Below are 24,677 nucleotides of genomic sequence, written 5' to 3'. Positions count from 1 at the left end.
CGCGTGAACCAGAATGTCGACAGCGCAGTCAGGTCCGTAGAGGCCGATCTGATCGCGCTGTCGCATTCGATTCACAGCGACCCGGAACTCGCCTTCGAGGAGTTCCGCAGCGCTGCCAAAGTGTCGGACCTGCTGGCGCAGCACGGTTTCGCGGTCACTCGCGGGATCGTCGATCTGCCGACAGCTTTCGATGCCACCTACGGCAGCGGAGAGTTGGTCATCGCGATCTGCGCCGAGTACGACGCGCTGCCCGAGATCGGTCATGCCTGTGGGCACAACATCATTGCCGCCGCCGCGGTCGGGGCCGGCATCGCGTTGGCTACCGTGGCCGACGAACTGGGGATCACCGTCCGAGTGATCGGTACTCCCGCGGAGGAAACCGGTGGCGGCAAAGTCCTGATGCTCGAGCGTGGTGCATTCGACGGCGTCGGCGCGGCCATGATGGTTCATCCAGGGCCGATCGACATCATCGGTGCGACCTCGCTGGCCTTGGCGGACATCGCCGTGAGTTATCACGGTCGCGAGGCGCATGCGTCTGCTGCGCCGGAGTTCGGTCGTAACGCCGCCGACGCAGCGACGCTCGCTCAGGTGGCGGTCGGACTGTTGCGTCAGCACCTGCAGCCAGGTCAGCAGATTCACGGAATCGTCAGTGACGGCGGCACGGCTCCCAACATCGTTCCGGCTCGGTCCGAATTGCTCTACTACCTGCGTGCCGAAACGGCCGCGTCGTTGGCCAATCTGTCCGAGCGTGCCGACGCGTGCTTCGCCTCGGGTGCACTCGGCACCGGGTGCACCCACGAAATCCGCACGGTATCGCCTACTTACACCGAGCTGACCCCCGATCCGTGGCTGGCGGCGGCGTACCGTGAACAGATCGTCGATCTCGGGCGGGTGCCACTGGCAGCGGAATGGGAGCGCTCCCGTCCACTGGGTAGTACGGATATGGGTAATGTGACCAATGTGATTCCGGGAATTCACCCGGTCATAGGCTTGGATTCATCGGGGGCAGTGACACATCAGCCGGAGTTCGCGGCTGCGTGTATCACCACCTCCGCAGATCGAGCGGTAGTCGACGGTGCAATTGCGTTGGCCCGCACTGCTGTCCGGGTAGCGTCCGATCCAGAACAACGCGCCCGTCTGTTGGAAGGGGTAGATCGCCGGTGAACGCGGCAATCGACACGTGGATTCACGCGCACACCGACGACCTCGTCGCGTGGCGTCGACACATCCATGCCAACCCGGAGTTGGCTCGCCGCGAATACGCGACCACCGAATTCGTCGCCACCCGCCTCACTGCCGCTGGATTGTCGCCGAAGATCCTTCCCGGTGGCACCGGTCTCACGTGCGATATCGGACCGGAGGGTCCACGAATCGCACTGCGCGCCGACATGGACGCTTTGCCGATGCAGGAGGCGACCGGAGCGACGTACTCGTCCACAGTCCCCGGTGTGTCCCATGCGTGCGGCCACGACGCCCACACCACCATCTTGCTCGGCGCCGGACTGGCTCTGGCCACGCTGCCCGAACTTCCCGTCGGGGTTCGGCTGATATTCCAGCCCGCCGAGGAAGTCATGCCTGGCGGAGCACTCGACGTCATCGCCGCGGGCGCGCTCGACGGTGTGTCCAGAATCTTTGCTCTGCACTGCGATCCGCGACTCGAGGCAGGCCAGGTCGGAATGCGCCTGGGCGCGATCACCTCTGCTGCCGACACGATCGAGGTCGTCCTCGACTCTCCGGGTGGGCACACGTCGCGGCCGCATTTGACCACGGATCTGATCTACGCGCTCGGCACCGTCGTGACCGGGCTGCCGGGAATGCTCAGCCGTCGTATCGATCCGCGTACCGGAACCGTCATGGTGTGGGGCGCGGTCAGCGCAGGTCAGGCGCCCAACGCGATTCCGCAGACCGGCATGATGACGGGCACGGTACGTACCGGCGATCACGACACCTGGGAGTTGCTCGAACCGCTCGTGGAAGAAATCGTCCACGGACTGCTCGCACCCACCGGAGTTCGCTACCAACTCAACTATCGTCGCGGAGTGCCTCCGGTCGTCAACGACGAGGTGTCCACTCGGATGTTCGAGGACGCCATCGCGACCGTCGGACAAGATGCTTTGGCGGACACCCCGCAATCCGGTGGTGGCGAAGACTTTTCGTGGTACCTCGAAACCGTGCCGGGTGCCATGGCGCGGCTCGGCGTGTGGTCGGGTGAGGGCGATCAGCTCGACATCCACCAACCCACTTTCGATCTCGACGAGCGAGCACTCGGCGTCGGTGTGAAGGTTCTGACGAGCCTGGTTCTGGGATAGTGCCGGTTCCCGTCGGGGGTACCGTTTTTCGTGTCGTTCGAGTGAAGGTACGGGCATGTCCATAGGTGTGGGAGTGCGAATCGGCACATTGGTGTCGACGGCTGTCGTTGCGTCGAACGATCCGGGTTCGGCCGATCCGGTGGTATTGGTTCGGGACACGATCCTCAATCAACGCAAGGACGGAACGACGGTGCTCGGTGGCACCGAGCAACTGGGTGCCGGCCGTGAGTTCGCCGAGAGCTGGTCGGGCTTTGTCGGTCGCGTCGGGGACCCGAGTGGCGTCGCGGGAACTGCCGATACTCGTTACCGCGCCGAGGATTTGGTGGCGACCTCGATTCGCTGTCTGTTGCAGGAATGCGAGCCGCTGCCCGATCGTGGTGGTCGAAGCGGGGGAGCGCCCGACATCGTCGCGACCTACCCGTCACGCTGGGACTCGTCGACAGCGGCCCTCATGCAGGATTCGCTGGTCTACGCGGGCCTCGAACGAGTCACACTCGTCTCGGATGCCGAGGCCGTGTCGGCGTGGTTCGAGTCGGAAATCGCGGCACTCGCCGGCACGCTCATCGGCATCTATCACGTGGACGACACCGGGGCAGCGGTCACCCTCGTGCGTTCTGGTGTCGCGGCCGGCCGTGCATTCGGCTTTGCCGGCGACGGGAGTTCGCCGAGTTCACGCCTCGCGACGGCTCTGGGTGCGTTCGGTTGGATGCCGGAGAACCTGGACGCCGTAGTCGTCACCGGTGACGGCGAACCGGCGACAGACAAAGCGGCCATGATGTCCATAGCGGCCGGGATTGCCGAAAAGCTCGGTGTCAGATGTGAACTCGGTCCCGGACCTGAGCAGTCGGCTGCGCTGGGAGCCGCAATTCTGGCTGCCGGATTCACCTCGACGTCGCACACTATCGTGCCGATCGGATTGCCGCCTTCACACGACGTGACCGAGGTGTTCGACACCCTGGGACGCGAGAAGGTGGCGGCAGAAACCGCTGCCGGGGTGGCGACCGCCGAGCCGGAAACTGCAGTTGTCGCAGGCGAATCGGAGTCGCGCGGTTCCAAGCGTGTGCTCATCGGCGTGACGGTTGTGGTGGTGCTCGCAGCACTGGCAGTGCTCGCGTATTTCCTGCTGCTTTGAGCAGGACAGCTATCTAATCGGTAACACCGTTACCCGGACCGACATTGCGGCTGTTTCTCGTCCGCAACTCTCGTACGTACTCGGCCGGCGCTCCGGCAATCTCGGCGGCGTCGGCCATCACACCGATGTAGCGGGCCGACGGCAGCCCGCCTTCGTACGCATCCATGACGTAGAGCCACGCAAGTACCGCGTCGCCGGCGGTGTCGACCCGCACGCGGATCTTGCGGTGCAGACCCAGTTCGGCACCTTCCCAGCGGTCCAGACTCACTTCGTCCTCTTCCGGGACGTCGTAGAGCACCACGAAAACACTGGAATCGGGATCTTCGACCACGGTGGCGAGAGCACCCTCCCAGCCGAGGTCCTCGCCGCTGAAGGTCAGGCGCCAGCCTCGCAGCCACCCTGTCCCGGACATGGGGGAGTGTGGGCAGCGCAACAACATCTGCTCGGGATGCATGTTGGAACCGTAGGCGGCATAAATCGACACGGGCGCAAGCCTAAACCGTGGTCCGAGGGTGTGGCGAAGCGGACCACCGGACGCAAGTAATCTGGTACAAGCACTGCGCGACACGTGGTGCTCGAATAGCGTGACATTGGTCGACGGGAGACCCCTGCCGGCCACGCGAGGACTTGGAGGACACATGACCCGGATCGTGATCATCGGTGGCGGACCCGCCGGCTACGAGGCGGCACTGGTAGCCGCGCAGCACGGGGCCACGGTCACCCTGGTCGATTCGGACGGCGTCGGCGGTGCGTGTGTGCTGTTCGACTGTGTCCCGTCGAAGACGTTCATCGCGTCCACCGGAATCCGCACCGACATGCGTCGTGCATCCGACCTCGGCATCACTCTGGATCCGGAGCAGGCTTCGGTGTCACTGCCGAAGATCCACTCCCGAGTCAAGAGTCTCGCGTTGTCCCAGTCCTCGGACATTCGCGCACGGTTGCAGACGGTAGGCGTCGAGGTTCTCTCCGGCACCGCCGAACTGACCGATCCGCTCCTCGGCATGGCAGCACACCAGGTTCGCGCGACGCTCGGAAGCGGCGAGCAGAAGACCATCGACGCAGACGTCGTGTTGATCGCCACCGGCGCCAGCCCCCGCATCATCCCGGGAGCCGAGCCCGACGGTGAGCGAATCATGACGTGGCGCCAACTCTACGACTTGGACGAGCTTCCCGAGCACCTGGTCGTGGTCGGTTCCGGTGTCACCGGTGCCGAGTTCGTCTCCGCGTACACCGAGATGGGCGTCAAGGTCACGCTCGTGTCCAGTCGCGACCGTGTTCTGCCCGGCGAGGATGCCGATGCGGCGCTCGTGCTCGAGGACGCCCTCGCCGAGCGCGGTGTCACCCTCGTCAAGCACGCCCGCGCGGACGCCGTCGAGCGCACCGAGAAGGGCATCGTCGTCAAGCTCTCCGACGGCCGCACGGTCGAAGGAAGCCACGCTCTGATGACCGTCGGTTCCGTCCCCAACACCAACGGTCTCGGCCTGGAGCGGGTCGGCATCGAGTTGGACAAGGGTGGATACCTGCGTGTCGACCGGGTCTCGCGCACCACGGTTTCCGGTATCTACGCTGCCGGTGACTGCACCGGACTGCTCCCGCTCGCGTCGGTGGCTGCGATGCAGGGACGTATCGCGATGTACCACGCACTGGGTGAAGGCGTCAGCCCGATCAAGTTGAAGACCGTCGCGTCGGCCGTCTTCACACGCCCCGAAATTGCAACGGTGGGTGTTTCGCAGGCAGCGATCGACAACGGAGAGGTGCCTGCGCGCACCGTCATGTTGCCGCTCAACACCAACCCGCGCGCCAAGATGTCCGGTTTGCGTCGCGGATTCGTGAAGATTTTCTGCCGCCCGGCTACCGGCGTGGTCATCGGCGGTGTTGTGGTCGCACCCACTGCTTCGGAACTGATCCTGCCGATCGCGATCGCCGTACAGAACAACCTGACGGTCAACGACCTGGCGCAGACGTTCTCGGTGTACCCGTCGCTGACCGGATCGATCACCGAGGCTGCTCGTCAGCTCATGCGTCACGACGACCTGGACTGACAACCGACCAGAGTCTTCTTACAATGTGGGAACTCTGTTTCATATACTGAAGTATTGGTGGGATAGTCGAGATACCGACCGAATCAAGGGTCGGTATCTCGGCGCTCTCCCGCCCCGTTGACCCAGGACGGCTCAGGGTGTTTTTCCTCTGACCTTCATTCTGCGTGCCTGGGAGCTTCATATGACACACGCCGCGCTGTCCGCTCGCATGGACGGACTCCGTAGTTCTGCAATTCGCGATCTGCTCACCCTGACTGCCCGGCCCGACGTCATCAGCTTGGCCGGCGGACTGCCCGATCCCGATTTCATTCCGCGGGAGCGAATCTCGAAGGCAGCCCACGACGCACTCGGTGACCCCTCGTCCGTTCAGTACGGCGAGACCTCCGGCCTGCGGCGCCTCCGTGAGGTGATCGCCGAGCGCGAATCATCCAAGATCGGGCGGACACTCGACGTGTCCGAAGTCGTGATCACCCACGGTTCTCAGCAAGGTTTGAGCTTGCTCGCGCAGGTCCTCCTCGACGCCGGTGACGTCGTGGTCGTGGAGGAACCGGCATATACCGGTGCGCTGCAGGTCTTTCGAACGGCGCAGGCCCGTCTCGTTCCCGTCCAGCTCGACGAGGACGGAATGGACACCGACGCGCTCGAGACGAAACTCGACGCCGGTCTTCGGCCCAAAGTTGTTCACACCGTGAGCAATTTCCACAACCCGCGCGGCGCGGTGCTTTCGGCGCAGCGGCGAGCGCACTTGGCGGCACTGGCGGACCGATACGGGTTCTGGGTGCTCGAGGACGACCCGTACGGCGAACTGTACTTCGGCGAGAAACCGCCCGCACCGCTGGCGGCGTTGTCGGACAGGGTGATTCGGCTGTCCAGTGCTTCCAAAGTGTTGGCACCGGCGCTGCGCGTCGGCTGGCTGCACGGCGACCGAAAGGTCTGCGAGGCGGTCGAACTGATCAAGCAAGGCGCTGACCTGTGCGGGTCTTCGCTCACCCAGCAGATCGCCGCAGACCTCTTCTCCGACGTCGAATGGTTCGACGCGCATCTCGACGTGCTTCGAGCGGGGTACGGCGCGAGGGCGAAGACGTTGGTCACGGCCGCCGAGACGGAATTGAGTGGGCGTGCACGCTTTTCCGAGGTCCGCGGCGGGATGTTCTGTTGGATGGATTTCCTCGACGACGTCGACACCACCGAACTCCTGGGTGCCGCGCTCGCGCATGGCGTGGCATTTGTCCCAGGTTCGGCCTTCGCGGTCGAAGCGGACCTTGGTCGAAGCGCTCGACTGTGTTTCGCGACGTATCCCGAAGCGGTGCTGGTCGACGCCGTCGGCAGGCTCCGGGACAGTGTCACCGCAGGTACAGCCTGACTTTGTCGATAGTGTTGCGGAGCAGATCGATCTCCGTACCGGACGGTGGGGTGGTGACGGTGACGTGGTCGGCGACGGCCAGATCCCATCCCGTCGCCTCTCGCACCTGATCGACCGAGATGCCTTCGTGGACACTGGTCAGCTCCAACTCGCCGCCGGGGCCCTGGTGTGTCAGGACACCGAGGTTGGTGAACACCTTTGTCACTCCTGCACCTGCCGGCATGATGCCCTTTCCGCTGGCGTGGGCGCGGGCGGGGCTGGGTGAGGTGCAGAAGTCGAGCGCGGCCGGAAAGGAACTGAGGTCGTGGCGACGCATCACTACGAAGATCTCGGCCGCGTTCGCGATGATCTCGACGGCCCCGCCTGCTCCGGGCAGTCTGACCGTCGGGTTCTTCCAGTCACCGATGAAACTTGTGTTCAGGCTTCCCGTTCGATCGATTTGAGCGGCCCCGAGAAAACCGACGTCGACGTTGCCACCTTGCAGGACATAACCGAAGAGTGCGGCCATACTGAGCACGGATTCGGCGCCGGAGACCACGACGGAGTCGGCGATACCTTCGGCCATCGCCGACGGATGCGCGCCGCACACTCCGGATTCGTAGATCAGTTCTACGTCCGGATTCGACGTGTGGCGCGCGAGATCGACTGCGAGCGTGGGGAGCCCGACTCCGGCGAAAACCCGGCGCTTACCCGCCAACTCGCGTGCCGCGACGGCGACGATCGTTTCGGTGGAGGTGGTGTTACCGCTGACAATCGTGGTGGTCACAGTCTGCTCCCGTAGTCGACAGGTGTGGAGAGTTTTGATTCGACCTCGAGATCCGACCAGTAGTCAGCTCCGAGCTTGGCGAGATATTCGTCGTGATCGCCGAGTGTGTACACCCATTCGTCGAGCCAATTTCTCAGCAACGAAGGGTCTTTGGAAATCTCGGTCCAGCGTCGGTAGAAGCCGCAATCGCGGTCGTAGTATCCCTGTGCGTACGACGGGTGCGCGCCGCGCGGGCAGACGACAACCGCGTCGACGGCGTGCGAGGGAATCAGAGTTCGGCTCGGATCTGACCTGATGACCTCGTCGTCGACCAGCTCTTCCACAACGACGATCGCCTTCTCCGCGGCGTAAACGGCTTCTTGCTGCACCCCGGCGATGCCCCAGATCTGTGCGTTCCCGGACGTGTCCGCTCGCTGTGCGCCGATGATCGTCACATCCGGATTCAACGGCGGCACAACGTAGACGCTCCCGCCGCCGTACGGATCCTCGACGAGTCTCAGTTGTGGGTTGAGTGCGGGTAGATCACTACCTGCGTACGACCGCAGCGGGAAGAAGGGAAGTCTGGCCGCTCCCGCCTGATACCGGCACACCATGCCGTAATGGCTGTATTCCTCGACTTCGAGGGGGAGCGGGTCCTGGTTCTCGATGCGTCTGCGTAACTCGTACAGAGAACCTGCGGAGCCGCTGGCGAAGAACGAGGCAACCAGCTTTCGGACGCAGCCGGCGGCGACGAGTTGATCGGAAACGATGTCCGGCGTCATCCGGCAGAGGGTGAGGTCCCTTCTGCCCTGCCGGATGATCTCGTGTGCCGCGGCAAAAGGAATGAGATGCGAAAATCCCTCCAGCGCAACGGTCATCCCGTCTTCGACGTATCGGCCGACGGCCTCTTTCATCGAGAGGGTCTTGTCCACGTGTGTACCTCTTCTTGTTCTTTCGCGCACTCGGTCGGTTTCGGAACTTGACATGTTCGGCCGGTGTGGCGCAACAATGTCGGGTGGAAATTCATCAGATCAACGCTTTTCTCGCGGTGGCTGAGGAGCTACATTTCGGCCGTGCGGCGCAGCGGCTTCGGATTGCGCAACCGCCGCTGAGTCGAACGATCAGGCAATTCGAGAAACAGCTCGGTTCGCCGTTGTTCGATCGGAGCACTCGAACTGTGCGGCTCACTGCTGCCGGTGAAGCGCTGCTGCTTCCGGCGCGCGAGATTCTGGACGCGTGCCGGATGGCCGAGATCGCGGTCTCTGCGGCAGGCAAGGGAACGACAGGTCGCGTTCGCCTGGGTTTCGCGGGGACTTCTTCGCATCTGCTCGTCGGGCGGTGGGCGAAATTGGTGAGAAAGACCAATCCCGGTATCGAATTCGTGCTCGACAGTTCTGCTTTCGCGAACGAGGCGTTGTTGATGCTGCTCGATCGACGACTCGACATCGGGATGGTGCGGTGGACCGTACCGCCGCTCGGGATCACGTCGAGATTGATCGCCGAGGAGAACTTTCTGGTGGTCATGTCCAAAGACCACCCGTTGGCGTCGAGGGACTCGGTTCGGTTGATCGAATTGGAGTCCGAGAATTGGGTGACGCTTCCGGCGGAGCCAGGTTCGATTCTGCGGGAGTCTCTGCTCACTGCCTCGAAGAACGCAGGGTTCCTGGCTCGAATCGTGCAGACGGCACCGGATTCGATGTCGTTGATCGCGCTGGTGTCCGCGGAAATCGGATGCTCGTTGACCATTTCCTCGGTGGCCCAGAGCATCGTGAATCCTGATGTTGTCTTTGTTCCGGTCATGGACCCACCTCCTCCTCTTCAACTGCGTATCGCCTGGCGAGAGGGAGACGACAGACCTGCTCTTCTCGAAGTGTTGAAATTGTCCGAGCAGGCGCTGCCGTCCCTGGCCTAGACGGTTGCCCGACCGGTAGGAATCTCACCCGCTTCGGACTTCGGCGAGTTCGCAATATCGACAAGAGTGTTTTCGAGTTCGAGTTCGTCGTAGTCCGCTTGTTCGGCCGTCGAGAGTTCGCCCGCGTTGTAGCCTGTACGTCGGAGCAGGAGCAGGGTGCAGATCAGTGAGACAAGGGCGTACAGCCCGGATACGATCGCGACCCCGACGATATTGCCTGACGTGTTGAGCATCCACTGCGCCAGTACGGGAGTTCCGCCGCCGACGACAAGGGAACACAATTGGTACGCCGTCGACAGACCGGTGTAACGGATGTTGGCGGGGAAGGCCCGAGCGAGAACGCCGGCGATGGCGCCGTAGAACATCGAGTGCGGGATCGTGGCCAGACACATTGCGACGACTGCAATGGTGAAGTTCCCGGTTCGGATCGCGAAGAACATAGCGGGCATGAGGACGAACTCCGGTATCACCATCAGGCACATGGCTTTTCGCATGTCGATCTTGGAGACCAGGACGGCACCGAAAGGTTGGACGATGAACTGCACGACGAGCGCGATCGCGATGGCGGCCAGGAAGGTTCCTCGATCGTATCCGAGTTCTTTTGTAGCCCAGGACAATGCGAAGGTGTTCTTGAAATAGGTGACCTGGGCGAGGGGGAGTGCGCCGGCGCCGAGGAGAACCAGTACCCAGTGCTTGCGCAAGACTTCGGCGAGCGGAAGCTTGACGACCTTCTTGCGTGCGAGAACGGCCTTCATCTCGTCCGACTCTTCGAGTTTGAGGCGAATGATCATCCCGAGAATGACCAGCACCGCCGAGATGATGAACGGGATGCGCCATCCGTACAGGAGGAACGACGGCGTCGGCATCGAGGATAGAAGGAAGAACGCGATGGTGGCCAACAGATTTCCGGCGGGTGAGCCCTGTTGGGCGAACGCGGAGTAGAGGATGCTCTTGCCCTTCGGGGCATTCTCGCTGGCAATGAGCACTGCGCCGCCCCACTCGCCACCGACCGCGACTCCTTGGATGACGCGAAGGGTGACCAGACCGATCGGCGCCCAGATCCCGACCTGTGCGTAGGTGGGGAGGAGTCCGATGCCTACCGTGGCGACACCCATCATCATCAAGGTGATGACGAGAGTGTTCTTGCGTCCGATCCGGTCGCCGAGGTGACCGAAGATGATCCCGCCGATCGGCCTGGCGAGGAAGCCTGCCCAGAGTGTGATGAAGGCGAGGAGAGTGCCGACTCCGTTCGGGAGAGTGTCGGAGAAGAAGATGTCGCCGAATACCAGGGCAGCGGCAGTGCCGTAGATGTAGAAGTCGTACCACTCGATAGTGGTTCCGATGAACGAAGCGATACCGGCTCTTCGCGCCTTGGCGTTGATCTCCTCGGAACTGCGAGTGGGTGAACTCATGCGTGGCGACCTTTCTCTGCAACATTCGCGGCGCCGAAACGTGGCGTGCCTGAATGAGATTCGCAGAGTGGTGTAGGTCACGTCCAATACCAACTTGGTCGCTTATTGATACCTCAGGAGCATCAATAGACGACCATGATCAGCTCTTCCGGTATGGAAGGATCGGGTGATTACTCGGACCAGTTGTACGTCCGCTCGACGGCCTTGTTCCACTCCGCGTACAGCCGTGACCTTTCGGACTCGTCCATCGCCGGTTCCCAGGTTTGGCCGACGGCCCAGTTGTTGCGGATGTCTTCGGTGTCGGCCCAATAACCGATGGCGAGGCCCGCTGCGTATGCAGCACCGAGAGCTGTCGTTTCGTTGACCACCGGGCGGATGACGGGAACTCCGAGGATGTCCGACTGGAACTGCATCAGGGTTTCGTTGACCACCATGCCGCCGTCGACCTTCAGTGCGGACAGTTCGACTCCCGAATCCGCTCGCATGGCGTCGATGACCTCGCGGGTCTGGTATGCCGTCGCCTCGAGCGCTGCGCGGGCCAGGTGTCCCTTGTTGACGAAGCGCGTCAGACCGACGATGACACCCCGGGCATCCGGTCGCCACCGAGGTGCGAACAGCCCGGAGAACGCGGGCACGAAGTAGGCGCCGCCGTTGTCGTCGACACCTGCGGCGAGCGGCTCGATGTCCTTGGCGTTCTGAATGATTCCGAGATTGTCTCGAAGCCACTGGACCAAGGAACCCGTCACGGCGACGGAACCTTCGAGTGCGTACACGGCAGGGGCTTCGCCGAGTTTGTAGCAGACGGTCGTCAGTAGTCCGTGCTTGCTGTGCACCGGCTTCGTGCCAGTATTGAGAAGCATGAAATTGCCGGTGCCGTAGGTGTTCTTGGCTTCACCCTCGGAGAGGCAGGCCTGGCCGAATGTGGCTGCCTGCTGGTCACCGAGGATTCCGGCGACCGGCACACCGGCGAGATTGCCGCGTGGACGTCCTGTGCCGTAGACCTCTGAGGAACTACGGATTTCCGGGAGCATCGACATCGGGATTCCGAAGTCCGCACAGATCGATTCGTCCCACTGGAGGGTCTCGAGATCCATCAGCATCGTGCGTGACGCATTGGTGACATCTGTCACGTGGACGCCCTCGGTCAGGTTCCACACGATCCACGTGTCGACAGTGCCGAAGCACAATTCGCCGGCCTCCGCTTTTGCTTTCGCACCGTCGACGTTGTCGAGAATCCAGCGGATCTTCGGCCCGGCGAAGTAGGTCGAGAGTGGTAGTCCGGTCTTGTCTCGATACTTGTCCGGACCCTCGTCGCCGCCCAGTTCGACACACAGTTGATCCGTGCGCGTGTCCTGCCACACGATCGCGTTGTAGATCGGCTTACCCGTCGAACGTTCCCAAACGACGGTTGTCTCACGCTGATTCGTGATTCCGACGGCAGCGATGTCGGCCCGCGTGAGATCGACCTTCGCGAGAGCGCCGGCCACCACCTCCCGAGTGTTGATCCACAGCGCCACCGGATCGTGCTCGACCCAACCTGCTCGCGGGAAAATCTGCTCGTGTTCTTTCTGCGCAACGCTCACCACGGCGCCGTCGTGATCGAAGATCATGCAGCGGCTCGACGTCGTGCCTTGGTCGATGGCGGCGATGTATTGATTCACTGTGCTCCTAGGTTCGGGCGTGTTCGCAGTAATCCGTGCGCTGTCGCAGTATGTGGATCAAGCTACTAGCCTGTAAACGGATTCGTCGTCGACTTACAGGAGACCGGGTTGAGTAAGCAGCAAGGTGCGCAGTTTCTCGGCCCGCAGCAGCGCGAAGCTGCTTGGGAACAACTTCAGACCGAGCAATTCGACGTCGTCGTGGTGGGCGGTGGTGTCGTCGGTGTCGGAGCGGCCCTCGATGCGGCCACCCGCGGGCTGAAGGTTGCGTTGGTCGAGGCCCGTGACTACGCATCCGGTACGTCCAGTCGCTCGTCGAAGATGTTCCACGGCGGTCTCCGCTATCTTGAGCAACTAGAATTCGGCCTCGTTCGTGAGGCGTTGCGTGAGCGCGAACTCTCGCTGACCACGCTCGCTCCGCACCTGGTCAAGCCGCTGAAGTTTCTGTTCCCCTTGGCTCACCGAGTGTGGGAACGCCCGTACATGGCCGCGGGAATCTTCCTCTACGACCGGATGGGCGGCGCCAAATCGGTCCCCTCCCAGAAGCACTTGACCCGGGCGGGCGCACTGCGCATGTCGCCGAGCCTCAAGCGCAGTTCACTGACCGGTGGCATCCAGTACTACGACACCGTCGTCGACGACGCTCGGCACACCATGACCGTTGCACGGACCGCCGCCCACTACGGCGCGGTTGTCCGAACGTCGACGCAGGTCGTGGGATTTCTGCGTGAAGCGGACCGGGTCTCGGGAGTTCGTGTTCGCGACTGCGAAGACGGCCGTACCGCGGAGGTCAAGGGTCACGTCGTCATCAATGCAACCGGTGTCTGGACGGACGAAATCCAGGCCCTCTCACGTCAGCGCGGACGGTTCCGGGTGCGAGCGTCGAAGGGCGTACACATCGTCGTCCCGCGCGATCGCATCGTCAGTGAAGCCGCCATCATCCTGCGTACCGAGAAATCGGTGCTGTTCGTCATTCCGTGGGGCAGTCACTGGATCATCGGCACCACGGACACCGACTGGAACTTGGATCTCGCTCACCCAGCGGCAACCAAAGCAGATATCGACTACATCCTCGGCCACGTGAACTCCGTTCTGGTCACGCCGCTGACGCACGCCGACATCGACGGTGTCTACGCAGGCCTGCGTCCGCTGCTTGCCGGTGAGAGCGACGAGACGTCGAAGCTCTCGCGCGAGCACGCCGTTGCCCGTGTGGCTCCAGGCCTGGTCGCCATCGCCGGTGGAAAGTACACGACGTATCGGGTCATGGCGGAAGACGCCGTCGACGTCGCAGCAGAAGACATTCCGGCGCGAGTGGCATCGTCGATCACGGAGAAGGTGCCGCTCGTCGGCGCCGACGGATACTTCGCGTTGATCAATCAGACTGTGCAACTGGGCGAGCAGTACGGCTTGCATCCGTATCGCGTCAAGCACTTGCTCGACCGCTACGGTTCACTCATCACGGAGGTCCTCGAACTCGGCCGACAGACGCCGGAGTTGTTGCAGCCCATCACAGATGCCCCCGATTACCTTCAGGTCGAGGCTGTGTACGCCGCCGCGGCCGAGGGTGCATTGCACCTCGACGACATCCTGGCTCGCCGCATGCGCATCGCAATCGAGTACCCGCATCGTGGTGTCAACTGTGCGCAACAGGTTGCCGGATTGGTTGCCCCGATTCTCGGTTGGGATGCCGCCACCGTCGAGCGCGAGGTCGACACGTACCGAGCGCGCGTCGAAGCGGAGATCGAGTCGCAGACCCAGCCGGACGACGAGTCGGCCGACGCCTTGCGCGCCGCAGCGCCGGAGTCTCGGGCCGAGATCCTCGAACCCGTCGTCGTGGTGCCGGATCGGGTCTGAGTCGCCCGTCGTTTGTTCTCGGTCTGTCGCGGGTAGGCGGATGTCGAATCACCACCCGTGTCAGCACAGACCGGTCGAGCGTCGCCCAGGAGGATCCCAATGTTCGGTAGTCGGTCGAGATCTGCTGAGGAACACATAGCCACTGCTTATCTGGTCACTCACCTGTGCGGAGCGATGGTAGGGCTGCAACTCTCGCGGTCACTCTCGGACTCGTACGGCGCGTGGGCCGACGGTGAGCTGGACTCGTTGCCGGGTGAGCTCGAGTACGAGATCGAGCAGCTGCTGCAACTGATCGAGGACACCCAGGGCATATCTCTGCCGCGGTACTCCAAGATCGACGCGACGGTCAATCGGATCAGGCGCCTCGTCCATGTCGACGCCATCTGGCGCAACCGTCTCGTGAAGCTGGCAACTCTCGAGATCATGCGGACCGCTCTGTGCGGCAAGAGTGCGATGTGGGAGGTCCTGAGAGACATTCCGGCCGGGGAGACGGAGGAGCAGTACCGCGAGCTCAACGACCTGGTGTCCAAGCAGATCACCACCGTGACGGCTCTGCATCACCGCGCGGCCACGGAAGCTTTTCAGGGGACGGACGGGCGGGAATCGGCGAGCGGCGGCGACCCCATCCGCTCGAGTAAGTAAGGTTTGTACCGTTCGGTGAAGAATTCGATGAACGGTAGACCCCGAGGTGTATGGAGATGGCTGAGCGCGACCAAGCACTGACAGAACCCACGGCAGTGTTCGCGGCGTTGGCGGAGATCCTCTACTCCGCAGCAGACAGCGCCGAGGTGTACTCCGCGATCTGTTCGGCGGCTGTCGAGTTGATTCCCGGTTGCGATCACGCAAGCCTGATGCTGCGACGGGGAAACACCAACGTCACGGTAGCGGCAAGCGACGAGATCGCCGAGTATGCAGACGATCTCGAACGTGCGACTGGCGAGGGGCCGTGCATCGACGCCCTCGACACGGAGGCGCCGCAGCTCGAGTCAGATCTTCGCACTCCGAATCAGTGGCCCGAGTTCGCTCGGAAAGTCGTGGCAGAGACACCCATTCGTGGCTCGATGGGGTTCCGACTGATGGTCGATCGTCAGAAGTTCGGTGCCCTCAACCTCTTCTCCGACACTCCGGGAGCATTCACGGAAACTGTTGCCGACCACGCGATCATGTTGGCATCGTTTGCATCCGTGGCCGTCACCGCGCTGAACCGAGGAGAGGATGCCGACTCGCTGCGGCGCGGCCTGGCGAGCAGTCGCGAAATCGGTCAGGCCGTCGGTCTGCTGATGGCTTTGCATCGGGTGTCCGACGACGAGGCCTTCGACATTCTGGTGCGAACCTCGCAGAACATGAACGTCAAGATCGCCGAGTTGGCGCGCAAGGTCATCGTCCAGCATCGTTCGACTCTGGACTGAGCGCTTCGTTCGCCCCGGGCGAGCCGAGGAGTTGAGATCGCTTGAGATCCACCGTCTCTCGAAGTGCCGTCACCACCGCTGCGACTTCCGGTCGGCGCAAGGATTCAGAACGAGCCACCAACCAGTACGAAAGTCTGACTTCGATGTGAGCCGGCAGCACGCGAATCAGATCGTCGTGCTGCTCGGCCATGAAGCAGGGGAGCAAGCCGATGCCGGCACCCGCGCGCGTTGCCTCGATGTGGACGAACACGTTGGTGGACGTGACGGCCTCGCGCATGGAAACCGTGAGCTTGCGAGCCAGATCGAGTTCGTCGACCTGCAGCATCGAGTCGATGAAATACACGAGCGAGTGTTCGGCCAGCTCTTCGGCACTTTCGGGAACAGCATTCTGACGTAGATACTCTCGGGAGGCGTACAAACCCAGCGCGTAGTCGGCCAGATGGACGGCCTCGGCGCGGTGAACTTGAGGTTTGCCGACAACAACCTCGATGTCGAGCCCCGAGCGTATCTGCGACGCCTTTCTGGTCGCGACGACTATCTCCACGCTCACGCGAGGATGGCGTCTGCGAACCGCTGCGCCGGCGGGGGCCGCGATGTATGCGCTGAAGCCGTCGGTGGCCGAGACCCGCACGACGCCGTCGAGTTGCTGCTGACCGGTGGAGTCGAGTGCCAGTTCGTTCACCGCGGCCTCGATGCGCTCGGCCGCGCTGAGGGCTTGTCTGCCCAGGTCGGTCAACTCCCAGCCGCCGGACGAGCGGACCAGTACACGGCCGCCGAGGCTCTTCTCGAGCGAGGCGATGCGGCGCGAAATGGTGGTGTGGTTGAGGCCCAGGTCGTCGGCGGCGGTGTTGAAGCGGCCGGTGCGACCGACCGCGAGAAGCACCAGTAGGTCGTCCGGGCTCAGTCCGAGTGTCATATCTGCATTTTTGCACCTGTATGGTGCGAGATTTGTCATTGTCGTGCCAAGAATCTGCACCGATACTCATCGAGTCACAAAAAATGTGCGAGCGGTCACATTCCTGATCGTGAAGAGCAGGCGAATCGCGAACTGAAGACGAGGGAGTCCACGATGAGCGTCGACAACATGCCGAAACCCGAGAGCCAAGCCCCACCATCGGGGCTGAAGAAGGTGGTCGGCGCCTCGATGGCGGGCACCGTGGTCGAGTGGTACGAGTTCTTTCTGTACGGCACGGCGGCCACGCTGGTCTTCAGCAAAGTCTTCTTTCCTGGCGGCGGCAACGAGCTGGATGCGATCATCGCGGCTTTCATCACCTACGCCGTCGGATTCGCCGCCCGGCCACTCGGCGGAATCGTCTTCGGATATTTCGGAGACAAGTTCGGCCGGAAGCAGTTGTTGCAGTTCAGTTTGCTGCTGGTCGGTGCCGCGACCTTCCTGATGGGCTGCCTACCGACCTACGGTCAGATCGGCTACTGGGCGCCGGCACTGCTGGTCACGCTGCGCTTCATCCAAGGATTTGCTGTCGGCGGCGAATGGGGTGGGGCGGTACTCCTTGTCGCCGAGCACAGCCCGAATCGATCTCGCGGGTTCTGGTCGTCCTGGCCTCAGGCCGGCGTGCCGATGGGCAACCTGGTGGCCACTGTCGTGCTGTTGATCCTGACGTCGACGCTCTCGGACGAATCCTTCATGAGTTGGGGCTGGCGCGTTGCCTTCTGGCTCTCCGCGGTGATCGTTCTGGTCGGGTACTACGTTCGGACCAAGGTCACCGACGCTCCTATTTTCATTGCGGCGCAGAAGGAAGCAGAACTGGTCAAGGCAACCTCGTACAGCGTTTTCGAGGTGGTCAAGCGTTACCCGCGCGGAGTGTTGACCGCGATGGGCCTGCGTTTCGCCGAAAACGTCATGTACTACCTCGTGGTGACCTTCTCGATCACCTACCTCAAGGTCGTCGTTCATGCGGACACGGCGCACATCCTCTGGTGGATGCTGATGGCACATGCCGTGCACTTCGCAGTGATTCCGTTGGTGGGCAAACTGTCCGACACGATCGGTCGACGCCCGGTGTACATGATCGGCGCCGTCACCGCCGGAACATGGGGATTCTTCGCCTTTCCGATGATGAACAGCGGGCACAATGCAGTCATCTTGTCGGCAATCATCATCGGGCTTGTGTTCCACGCGTTCATGTACGCCGGCCAACCCGCGATCATGGCCGAGATGTTCCCGACCCGGATGCGCTATTCCGGTGTCTCCCTGGGATATCAGGTCACGTCGATCGTGGCAGGTTCACTGGCTCCGATCATCGCGACCGGACTGCTGAGCAAGTTCGACTCCTCGGTCCCCATCGCGATCTATCTCCTGTTGGCATCCCTGGTCACCATCGTCGCAGTCGTTTTCGCGCGGGAGACCAAGGGAATCTCGCTCGAGTCCGTCGATGCCGCCGACGCACGAGTGCTCGCCGACGAGCGGGCCGGTGTTTCCGCATGACGCTCTCCGGCAAAACGGCACTGGTCACCGGTGGTGCCAGCGGTATCGGCGAGGCGTGTGCTCGACTCCTTGCCGCCCGCGGCGCCCACGTCACCGTCGCTGATCTCGACGACGTCGCCGCGAAGGCGCTGGCCGACGAGATCGACGGCACTGCGTGGGCCGTCGATCTCCTCGACACCGACCAACTCGTGGATCTGGCACTCGAGACGGACGTACTTGTCAACAACGCCGGCATTCAACGGGTCAGTCCCATCGAGGATTTCGACGTCGAGGACTTCCGGAAGATTCAACGCCTCATGGTCGAAGCGCCGTTCCTCCTGGTCAGAGCGGCCCTGCCGTACATGTACCGCAAAGGATTCGGGCGCATCGTCAACATTTCCTCGGTCCACGGGCTCCGCGCTTCGGCATTCAAGAGTGCGTACGTCACGGCAAAGCACGGACTCGAAGGGCTGTCGAAAGTTGTTGCGCTCGAAGGTGCCCCACACGGTGTCACCAGTAACTGTGTCAATCCGGGCTACGTCCTGACACCACTCGTGCGATCCCAGATCTCCGACCAGGCAAAGGTTCACGGAATCAGTGAATCCGAGGTTGTCGAGAAGGTGATGCTCACCGAGAGCGCGATCAAACGGATGGTCGAGCCCGCAGAAGTGGCATCGCTGGTGGGGTGGCTGGCATCGCCCGAGGCGTCGATGGTGACGGGGGCTTCGTACACCATCGACGGCGGGTGGAGCGCCAGCTAGATCACTGGGGCTGCTGTGTTGTTCAAGCTGCCGGGTTCAGGCTTCGGGAATCTCGATTCCGAACTTCTCGCGGGTGATGACCTCGGGTTCGGGACCGCCGCGAACTCCGGTGTCGAGTGCGTCGATTGCGGAGAGTTCTTCGGCGGTGAGTTCGAAGTCGAACACGTCGAAGTTCTCCGCGATCCGCGAGGGAGTCACCGACTTGGGGATCACCTGGCGGCCCTGCTGGAGGTGCCAGCGCAGCATCACTTGTGCAGGCGACTTGCCGTGAGCGGTCGCGATGGCGCCAATGGTGGCGTCCTCGAGGGTCGAGCCGTGGGAGCCGTCGCGGTAGAACGTGATTCCGCCGATCGGTGACCATGCCTGAGACAGAATCCCGTGATCGGCGTCGGCCTCGAGCAAAGTCGACTGCCTGAAGTACGGATGAACCTCGATCTGGTTGACCGCCGGCACCACGGACGTTGCGTCCAGGAGTCGGGTGAGGTGATCCGGCATGAAGTTACTGACTCCGATGGCGCGGACCTTGCCGTCGGCCAGAAGCGTTTCCAATGCCCTGTACGCGTCGATCGTGCGCTCGAACTCGCTCGGCAACGCCTGATGGAGGATCAGGAGGTCGAGTTGTTCGACACCGAGTTTGCCTGCGCTCTTGTCGAAGGCATGCAGAGTCTCGTCGTATCCGTAGTCGGTGATCCAGACCTTCGACTCGACGAAGATGTCCGCGCGATCGAGTCCGGATCGCCGGATCGCCTCACCGACGCCCTTCTCGTTGCCGTAGGCCGCGGCAGTGTCGATATGGCGATAACCCGTCGACAGCGCGGACTCGACGGCGGCGAGTGTTTCGTCCGGCGGCGTCTGGTACACGCCGAAGCCAAGCGCGGGGATGTCGACGCCGTTGTTCAGTTTCAGACTCGGGATGCTCATGTCGTCCACGGTAGCGGCGGCCGGGGGTTCGGCGGGAGTGACTGCTCAGCCGGGTAACGGCAGTACCTCCCTCGACCGGCAGTACTTCAGCTCGGTTGGCAGGTGCCGCCGATGGGTAAAGCCTGCGCTCGTTCGCCTACCCAGCGGCCGATGTCGCTGAGCATCGCAGTACCGTCGGCGAAAGTGCCCGAGTCCGGCTTGGCTGCGATGGCGACAGCGAGTTGTCCGGTGCCGCTGCTGATGATCCCGAATTGGCGGACCAGATAGCCGCCGTCGTCGTCCGGCCCCCACCCACCTTTGAATCGAGCGGCTGGGATCACTCCCAGGCCCCACTGTTGGTCGGGGCTGATGCTGCCCATGAGCCCGAAGACTTCGGTGGCGTCGCTCCGGCATGGCAGGGTGGCGGCGAATTGCGCTTGGACGGCAAGTGGCCATTGTGTTTGACCGAACGAGCTGAATTCTGGTCGTAGCGTGCGTGATTCCACGGTGGTGGACATATCGCCGGAGGCCACGAGGACTGACTCGACCTTCGCTGCGGCAGTGGTCGGATCGCCGAGGCCTCGCCACAGTTCTTCGGCTGATTCGTTGTCGGAGGTGGTGATCGCCTGCTTGACCGTTGTGAGTTCTGTGTTGTCGGGTTCGTGGAGGGCTGCGATGGACAGTGGGACTTTGATGGTGGACCAGGCGACTCCGTTCTGCCACTCGCCGGCAACGAGTGACTGACCTCCGCCGACGGGCACGAGTGCGATACCCACGGCGCCGCCGAGGGTGTTGCCCAGGGCCTCGAATCCGGCGAGCGGGCCGACACCGTTGCCCGGGGCGGCAGGAGTCTCTGTCGGCTCCGGTGGAACGACGACGATCTCGGTGATCGTCTCGACCTTCTCCGACGACTCGTCTCGCGTCGGAATCGTGCAGCCCGCGAGGGCTGCTGCAGAAGCAGTGGCGAGTGCAACCGCCAGGAGTCGTCGGCGCGTCCCGCTACGAGCCTCGACGCACTGCTCAATAGACATAGACCACCGCGTTGTTTCCGCCGGTACACGTGACGACTTTGTTGCCGGCGCAGTTCATCGAGTACCGAGTTCCCGTGACCGGACTGACCGCGCTGATGGAGACCGGGCCGCCGCGTCGACCCTGGCTCACGTACTGGTAGCGCACTTCTTCGGCGAACTCACAGGACGTCACGCTGGTGCCGACGGCGGACGTCGTGAATTCGTTGTTCGAGAACACCGATCCACAACGCGCTGCGCTGGCAGGGACCGACTCGTTGGGCGCGGGTGTGACGACGCCGTTCTGCGGCGCGGCCGCAGGTGAGGTGATCACCACGGTTTCCGTGCGTGCGGTGTTCTCGTCGGAATTGTCGTTCAAGACGAGAGGGAGAACCCATACGTAGACCACGACGGCGACGAGTGCGACTGTGACAACTCCCAGTAGGACCCACAGCCATGCATACGATTTCGGCGGGCGGGGAGGCATCGGCGAATATCCAGTGCCTTGACCGTATGGGGGCCGGGGCGGGGTGTAAGCAGGCTGATGTCCCGAGTACGGAGCCTGACCGGGTGTGATGCCCGGCGGCGGAGGAGGGGGCGGAGGGAGAGGTGTCGTGTGGTTGGGGTCGTTGTTCCAGGGATACGGCGACTGTGGTGTTGTCATTGCGGGCTGCTCCTCTGCCTACTTGATAGAAGTGGGCCGAGTTAGTCGTCGATCACCGCACATCGAAATTACCGATTGTTAGGTTTCTGCGAATTGCCCGTCTTAGTTATATACGACCGGTCTGACTTCTTTTGCACTTGTGGCTCGTCAATGAGTGAGCACTATCTTCAAGCCGACTATGAGGGTGGCGACGGCAGCGAGGCCGAAGGCTGCCAGATGTGTGTTCGTACTGACTTTCTCGCCGTGCAGTCGGCTGATCACGTAACTGGTGGAACCGATCCGCAGGATCAAGACGATTTCCGCGATCAACTGCGCCGTCCGTGGCTCCAGGAAGTTGAACCACGCCGTCGCGAGAATGACGACAGGAACAACCGCAGAGGTGAGGATCGGGACGGAATCGCGAAGAGAGTCGATTCTCTCCGCGGTCGTCAGTCGGCGATCGTTGCGAATGCTCTCGCCGACTCCCTCGGCAAATGTGTGGGCGATGTATGTCGACAATGCCGTGCCGACCACAATCGCGGCGCCGAGCGATTCCTGAGATTTCGTCACCGGTATGAGTGCGGCGAGGACAAGAATGTTGCCGTAGATGTACGCGGTGGTCCTCGCCGCCACACGTTCTTGTCCCAGCGGCGCACCGTGAGACGTGATCGGACGGTTCAGCAGGGTTCGCAGGTCCCACTCCATGTTCAGAGCATGGCAGATCAGACCCTGGGGCTGTAGTGCATCGGGTTATCTCGCTGCTCGAGCGGGGGCAGGTTGCGCGCCGGTGTGTGGACCAGTGGTGCATCGGCGGGGATTCGGCCGTCAGCTCGATCCCATCCCGCGCGAGCACGTGGCTGATACCGGTATCGCCACGGCACCAGACGGAAGACGGCGTTGACGGTGCGGCCGACAGCGTTGTGAATTTTCTGATCGCGACTGGTCCACGAGTAGCCGAGTAGGTCTCGAACCGGTTGGTCGTACATTCCGACCGTCAGCCACACGAATCCGCGGGCGAGGGGGATTCGGGCGAGCCGCCACAACGGATCGGGTAGCCACGTCATGTACGGGGGCTTGCCGAGTCCCGACAGGTCGAGGACGTCGCGGGTCGCCTTGTTGTCTTCGAGTACGTTGCGGCACATGTGGTCCCAGTACTCCTGAAATGCTTCCCAGGTCTCGGGAACAGGGCGCATGCTCATCCCGTACAGGCGGTACCACTGAATGTGCTCGGTGAAGAGCTGACGTTTCTGGGCCTCGGTCAAGCCACCGGAGAAGTTCTCGGCAGTGACGATGGTGCCCATGAAGAATGTTGCGTGCGCCCAGTAGAAAGTGTCGGGATCAAGTGCGTGATACCGACGCCCCAACTTGTCGACGCCCTTGATTCGTGTGTGATAGCCGCGGACTTCTTCGGCTGTCTGCTGCGCGCGATCGCCGTCGAAGACCACGCCTGCAATGGGATACAGCGAGCGGTACAGCCGTTCCCACCGCTCGTCGAAGAATTGCGAATGCTCCTCGACTCCGGCGCCGAGGCCGGGGTGCATGTTCTGCATCGAACCGGCCCAGACGCCTTGCAGCATCCCGCGCCAGTCGCCGAAATACTTCCACGTCAGGGAATCCGGACCGAGGGGAACCGGGGTGCTGCTGTCGTCAAGTTGACTACGCATGTTGTCAGATTAGGATCGACAACAGCGGTAGTCAAGGATCGAATGCCGGGTGCATTGAAGATCAAGTGTCGGCGAAGTGGGGAAGTTGTGAGCATCGAAGAACGCAGGGCCACTCGAAAGGCGACGTTGTTCGACGTCGGAGTGACACTGCTCGGTGCGGTCGACGGTCCGGCCGTCAACGTGCGTGCGGTCTGCAAGGCTGCCGGTCTGACCGAGCGGTACTTCTACGAAAGCTTCACCGATCGCGATCAGTACGTTGTCGCGGTCCACACGTTTGTCGCCGAGCGCGCGCAGTCGGCGCTTGCGTCGGCAGTGGAGTCGGAGACGACATCCGAGGCCGTCGCCACCGCTGCGGTCGACGCTTTCGTCAAGCTCATGGTCGACGATCCGGCGATGGGGAGAGTGCTCCTGATCGCCCCGCTGTCGGAACCCGTCCTGAGCGGCCGCGGTATCGAATCGATGCCGGCGTTCGTCGACCTGGTGTACGACCAGTTGTCCGAGATCGCTGATCCCGTGGACAAGCAACTGGTGGCAGTCGGACTGGTCGGGGCGTTGTTCACACTGTTCATCGGTTATCTGGACGGCACGATCGTCGTGGACCGTGATCGATTTGTCCGCCACTGCGTCAGGCTGCTGATCAACGCTAACCAGGCGTGAAGGGCTGGCAGGCCGGGCAGAAGAAGATATTTCGCTCGGTGAGCTGATCCGGTCCGAGGGTGTCTTCTCTGATGCGAGTCCCGCAACGGCGGCATGGTTTTCCGCGTCTGCCGTACACCCATGTCTGCCTACCGGGGCGGGTGTCGCCGGTGGTGACCCGGATGCGACGTGACTTGTTGACGTTGATGGTGCGAAAAGACAGATCCACTATCGCGTCGAGATTCCCCGCGAGATGTGTCGGCGTTTTCGGGTGAATACCTCGTAGGAAGCAGATCTCGTTTCGGTACACGTTGCCCAGTCCGGCCATCACCCGCTGATCCAGGAGCGCGATTCCGATCGGTACGGAGTCGGCGGCCCGTAGATTTCGGGCGGCCACGGAACTGTCCCAATCGGTCCCGAGCAGATCCGGTCCGAGATGTCCGACGGCCTCCTGTTCCTGCCCGAGTTCGAGGATCTCGGTGATTCCCAGTGAAAAGCCAACTGCTACAGAGTCTTCGGTGGCCAAGATGATGCGCGCTTGATGGGCGGGTCGGCGCCAGCGCTCGCCGGGGCGATAAATCTGCCACTGACCTTCCATCTTCAGATGCGTGTGAATGGACGCTTCGCCCACTCGGATCAGGAGATGTTTTCCGCGGCTGGCGACGGAATCCACGCGGTGGCCCGAGAGATCAACCGTGGCGTAACGAGGAACGCGGACGTCGCAGGTGGTGAGTACCTTCTCGGCCAGGGCAGCGCGCAGTTCATTGGCGGCCCGCCACACGGTATCGCCCTCAGGCATGGTCGC

Annotated in this window: 24 protein-coding genes; 12 read left to right on the top strand and 12 right to left on the bottom strand. The window is 62.6% G+C overall.

The genetic code is table 11. The features are described 5' to 3' along the window. Nucleotides 1–3 precede the first annotated feature (3 nt). Genes ATN38_RS25505 through ATN38_RS25495 form a run of 3 tightly spaced genes read left to right on the top strand, consistent with a single transcriptional unit; the run spans nt 4 to nt 3,441 of the window. Nucleotides 4–1,164 carry a M20 family metallopeptidase gene (locus ATN38_RS25505; RefSeq protein ID WP_050654878.1) on the top strand — a complete coding sequence of 387 codons (1,161 nt, stop codon included), beginning with the start codon at nt 4–6 and terminating at the stop codon, nt 1,162–1,164. Next, on the top strand, nt 1,161–2,309 hold the full coding sequence (locus ATN38_RS25500; protein WP_003940741.1) for a M20 family metallopeptidase: 1,149 nt from the start codon (nt 1,161–1,163) through the stop codon (nt 2,307–2,309). Before ATN38_RS25505 ends, ATN38_RS25500 begins: the two co-directional genes overlap by 4 nt. A gap of 55 nt (nt 2,310–2,364) precedes the next feature. Then, nucleotides 2,365–3,441, top strand: a complete 1,077-nt coding sequence (locus ATN38_RS25495) for a hypothetical protein (protein WP_030535059.1) — start codon at nt 2,365–2,367, stop codon at nt 3,439–3,441. A 13-nt stretch (nt 3,442–3,454) separates the two neighbouring features. On the opposite strand, the gene ATN38_RS25490 is transcribed toward ATN38_RS25495, so the two are convergent. Next, the gene (locus ATN38_RS25490) at nt 3,455–3,925 is read right to left on the bottom strand and encodes a gamma-glutamylcyclotransferase (RefSeq protein WP_003940753.1); all 471 of its coding nucleotides are present in this window, start codon (nt 3,923–3,925) and stop codon (nt 3,455–3,457) included. Nucleotides 3,926–4,079: 154 nt separating this feature from the next. Here ATN38_RS25490 and ATN38_RS25485 point away from each other — a divergent pair, with 154 nt between their 5' ends. Next, complete coding sequence (locus ATN38_RS25485) at nt 4,080–5,483, top strand: NAD(P)H-quinone dehydrogenase (RefSeq protein ID WP_003940987.1); 1,404 nt, start codon at nt 4,080–4,082, stop codon at nt 5,481–5,483. A 181-nt stretch (nt 5,484–5,664) separates the two neighbouring features. Further along, entirely contained in the window at nt 5,665–6,846 is a 1,182-nt protein-coding gene (locus ATN38_RS25480) for a PLP-dependent aminotransferase family protein (RefSeq protein ID WP_065352211.1), read from the top strand. On the opposite strand, the gene ATN38_RS25475 is transcribed toward ATN38_RS25480, so the two are convergent. Next, a complete protein-coding gene (locus ATN38_RS25475) occupies nt 6,827–7,612 on the bottom strand; it encodes a 3-oxoadipate--succinyl-CoA transferase subunit B (RefSeq protein WP_003940707.1) in 786 nt (261 codons plus the stop codon). The two genes, ATN38_RS25480 and ATN38_RS25475, sit on opposite strands and share 20 nt — an antisense overlap. After that, on the bottom strand, nt 7,609–8,523 hold the full coding sequence (locus ATN38_RS25470; protein WP_256520553.1) for a CoA transferase subunit A: 915 nt from the start codon (nt 8,521–8,523) through the stop codon (nt 7,609–7,611). The genes ATN38_RS25475 and ATN38_RS25470 overlap by 4 nt, the downstream gene beginning before the upstream one ends. An 83-nt stretch (nt 8,524–8,606) precedes the next feature. Here ATN38_RS25470 and ATN38_RS25465 point away from each other — a divergent pair, with 83 nt between their 5' ends. Further along, nucleotides 8,607–9,503: a LysR substrate-binding domain-containing protein gene (locus tag ATN38_RS25465; protein ID WP_218748910.1), complete on the top strand. Its 897-nt coding sequence runs from the start codon at nt 8,607–8,609 to the stop codon at nt 9,501–9,503. Here the strand turns inward: ATN38_RS25465 and ATN38_RS25460 are convergent. Together ATN38_RS25460 and glpK are read right to left on the bottom strand one after the other, a co-directional pair. Beyond that, nucleotides 9,500–10,915 carry an MFS transporter gene (locus ATN38_RS25460; protein WP_042449618.1) on the bottom strand — a complete coding sequence of 472 codons (1,416 nt, stop codon included), beginning with the start codon at nt 10,913–10,915 and terminating at the stop codon, nt 9,500–9,502. The genes ATN38_RS25465 and ATN38_RS25460 overlap by 4 nt on opposite strands. A 170-nt stretch (nt 10,916–11,085) precedes the next feature. Further along, nucleotides 11,086–12,576, bottom strand: coding sequence for a glycerol kinase GlpK (gene glpK / locus ATN38_RS25455; RefSeq protein ID WP_218748904.1), 1,491 nt, complete (start codon nt 12,574–12,576; stop codon nt 11,086–11,088). 108 nt (nt 12,577–12,684) lie between these two features. Here glpK and ATN38_RS25450 point away from each other — a divergent pair, with 108 nt between their 5' ends. The 3 genes from ATN38_RS25450 to ATN38_RS25440 all read left to right on the top strand — a co-directional run bounded on the left by ATN38_RS25450 (nt 12,685) and on the right by ATN38_RS25440 (nt 15,836). Further along, nucleotides 12,685–14,427, top strand: coding sequence for a glycerol-3-phosphate dehydrogenase/oxidase (locus tag ATN38_RS25450; protein WP_003940825.1), 1,743 nt, complete (start codon nt 12,685–12,687; stop codon nt 14,425–14,427). Between the two features lie 99 nt (nt 14,428–14,526). Continuing rightward, nucleotides 14,527–15,069, top strand: a complete 543-nt coding sequence (locus tag ATN38_RS25445) for a hypothetical protein (protein ID WP_003940921.1) — start codon at nt 14,527–14,529, stop codon at nt 15,067–15,069. A gap of 50 nt (nt 15,070–15,119) precedes the next feature. Next, the gene (locus ATN38_RS25440; RefSeq protein ID WP_030535052.1) at nt 15,120–15,836 is read left to right on the top strand and encodes a GAF and ANTAR domain-containing protein; all 717 of its coding nucleotides are present in this window, start codon (nt 15,120–15,122) and stop codon (nt 15,834–15,836) included. On the opposite strand, the gene ATN38_RS25435 is transcribed toward ATN38_RS25440, so the two are convergent. Then, nucleotides 15,805–16,752 (bottom strand): LysR family transcriptional regulator, encoded by a 948-nt coding sequence (locus ATN38_RS25435; RefSeq protein WP_058226453.1) that lies wholly within the window; start codon nt 16,750–16,752, stop codon nt 15,805–15,807. The genes ATN38_RS25440 and ATN38_RS25435 overlap by 32 nt on opposite strands. 153 nt (nt 16,753–16,905) lie before the next feature. Here ATN38_RS25435 and ATN38_RS25430 point away from each other — a divergent pair, with 153 nt between their 5' ends. Together ATN38_RS25430 and ATN38_RS25425 are read left to right on the top strand one after the other, a co-directional pair. Then, entirely contained in the window at nt 16,906–18,282 is a 1,377-nt protein-coding gene (locus ATN38_RS25430; protein WP_003940819.1) for an MFS transporter, read from the top strand. After that, a complete protein-coding gene (locus ATN38_RS25425; protein ID WP_030535050.1) occupies nt 18,279–19,022 on the top strand; it encodes a 3-hydroxybutyrate dehydrogenase in 744 nt (247 codons plus the stop codon). The genes ATN38_RS25430 and ATN38_RS25425 overlap by 4 nt, the downstream gene beginning before the upstream one ends. 36 nt (nt 19,023–19,058) lie before the next feature. Here ATN38_RS25425 and ATN38_RS25420 read toward each other — a convergent pair whose 3' ends face one another. From ATN38_RS25420 to ATN38_RS25400, 5 genes are all read right to left on the bottom strand, one after another. Continuing rightward, nucleotides 19,059–19,943 carry an aldo/keto reductase gene (locus ATN38_RS25420; RefSeq protein WP_058226546.1) on the bottom strand — a complete coding sequence of 295 codons (885 nt, stop codon included), beginning with the start codon at nt 19,941–19,943 and terminating at the stop codon, nt 19,059–19,061. Nucleotides 19,944–20,029: 86 nt separating this feature from the next. Continuing rightward, a complete protein-coding gene (locus tag ATN38_RS25415) occupies nt 20,030–20,953 on the bottom strand; it encodes a hypothetical protein (protein WP_030535049.1) in 924 nt (307 codons plus the stop codon). Next, nucleotides 20,943–21,593, bottom strand: a complete 651-nt coding sequence (locus ATN38_RS25410; RefSeq protein WP_230587435.1) for a serine/threonine protein kinase — start codon at nt 21,591–21,593, stop codon at nt 20,943–20,945. Before ATN38_RS25410 ends, ATN38_RS25415 begins: the two co-directional genes overlap by 11 nt. A gap of 147 nt (nt 21,594–21,740) precedes the next feature. Further along, nucleotides 21,741–22,277 carry a hypothetical protein gene (locus ATN38_RS25405; RefSeq protein ID WP_003940745.1) on the bottom strand — a complete coding sequence of 179 codons (537 nt, stop codon included), beginning with the start codon at nt 22,275–22,277 and terminating at the stop codon, nt 21,741–21,743. A gap of 17 nt (nt 22,278–22,294) precedes the next feature. Then, complete coding sequence (locus ATN38_RS25400) at nt 22,295–23,236, bottom strand: oxygenase MpaB family protein (RefSeq protein WP_042449607.1); 942 nt, start codon at nt 23,234–23,236, stop codon at nt 22,295–22,297. Between the two features lie 87 nt (nt 23,237–23,323). Here ATN38_RS25400 and ATN38_RS25395 point away from each other — a divergent pair, with 87 nt between their 5' ends. Beyond that, nucleotides 23,324–23,893 carry a TetR/AcrR family transcriptional regulator gene (locus ATN38_RS25395; RefSeq protein WP_007727263.1) on the top strand — a complete coding sequence of 190 codons (570 nt, stop codon included), beginning with the start codon at nt 23,324–23,326 and terminating at the stop codon, nt 23,891–23,893. Here ATN38_RS25395 and ATN38_RS25390 read toward each other — a convergent pair. Beyond that, on the bottom strand, nt 23,880–24,671 hold the full coding sequence (locus tag ATN38_RS25390) for a DNA-formamidopyrimidine glycosylase family protein (protein ID WP_030535047.1): 792 nt from the start codon (nt 24,669–24,671) through the stop codon (nt 23,880–23,882). The genes ATN38_RS25395 and ATN38_RS25390 overlap by 14 nt on opposite strands. Between the last annotated feature and the right edge of the window lie 6 nt (nt 24,672–24,677).

This window comes from Rhodococcus sp. FH8, assembly GCF_019266085.1.
GTDB lineage: Bacteria > Actinomycetota > Actinomycetes > Mycobacteriales > Mycobacteriaceae > Rhodococcus_F > Rhodococcus_F qingshengii.
Note: the sequence above shows the minus strand (reverse complement) of the source record. Positions and strands in the feature narration are given on the sequence as shown.

Bases quoted from the DNA above. Each gene is read 5' to 3' on its own strand.
- ATN38_RS25495 (WP_030535059.1), top strand. From the start codon at position 2,365: ATGTCCATAGGTGTGGGAGTGCGAATCGGCACATTGGTGTCGACGGCT.
- ATN38_RS25485 (WP_003940987.1), top strand. From the start codon at position 4,080: ATGACCCGGATCGTGATCATCGGTGGCGGACCCGCCGGCTACGAGGCG.
- ATN38_RS25480 (WP_065352211.1), top strand. From the start codon at position 5,665: ATGACACACGCCGCGCTGTCCGCTCGCATGGACGGACTCCGTAGTTCT.
- ATN38_RS25460 (WP_042449618.1), bottom strand. From the start codon at position 10,915: ATGAGTTCACCCACTCGCAGTTCCGAGGAGATCAACGCCAAGGCGCGA.
- ATN38_RS25445 (WP_003940921.1), top strand. From the start codon at position 14,527: ATGTTCGGTAGTCGGTCGAGATCTGCTGAGGAACACATAGCCACTGCT.
- ATN38_RS25440 (WP_030535052.1), top strand. From the start codon at position 15,120: ATGGAGATGGCTGAGCGCGACCAAGCACTGACAGAACCCACGGCAGTG.
- ATN38_RS25435 (WP_058226453.1), bottom strand. From the start codon at position 16,752: ATGACACTCGGACTGAGCCCGGACGACCTACTGGTGCTTCTCGCGGTC.
- ATN38_RS25430 (WP_003940819.1), top strand. From the start codon at position 16,906: ATGAGCGTCGACAACATGCCGAAACCCGAGAGCCAAGCCCCACCATCG.
- ATN38_RS25425 (WP_030535050.1), top strand. From the start codon at position 18,279: ATGACGCTCTCCGGCAAAACGGCACTGGTCACCGGTGGTGCCAGCGGT.
- ATN38_RS25420 (WP_058226546.1), bottom strand. From the start codon at position 19,943: ATGAGCATCCCGAGTCTGAAACTGAACAACGGCGTCGACATCCCCGCG.
- ATN38_RS25415 (WP_030535049.1), bottom strand. From the start codon at position 20,953: ATGTCTATTGAGCAGTGCGTCGAGGCTCGTAGCGGGACGCGCCGACGA.
- ATN38_RS25410 (WP_230587435.1), bottom strand. From the start codon at position 21,593: ATGACAACACCACAGTCGCCGTATCCCTGGAACAACGACCCCAACCAC.
- ATN38_RS25405 (WP_003940745.1), bottom strand. From the start codon at position 22,277: ATGGAGTGGGACCTGCGAACCCTGCTGAACCGTCCGATCACGTCTCAC.
- ATN38_RS25400 (WP_042449607.1), bottom strand. From the start codon at position 23,236: ATGCGTAGTCAACTTGACGACAGCAGCACCCCGGTTCCCCTCGGTCCG.
- ATN38_RS25390 (WP_030535047.1), bottom strand. From the start codon at position 24,671: ATGCCTGAGGGCGATACCGTGTGGCGGGCCGCCAATGAACTGCGCGCT.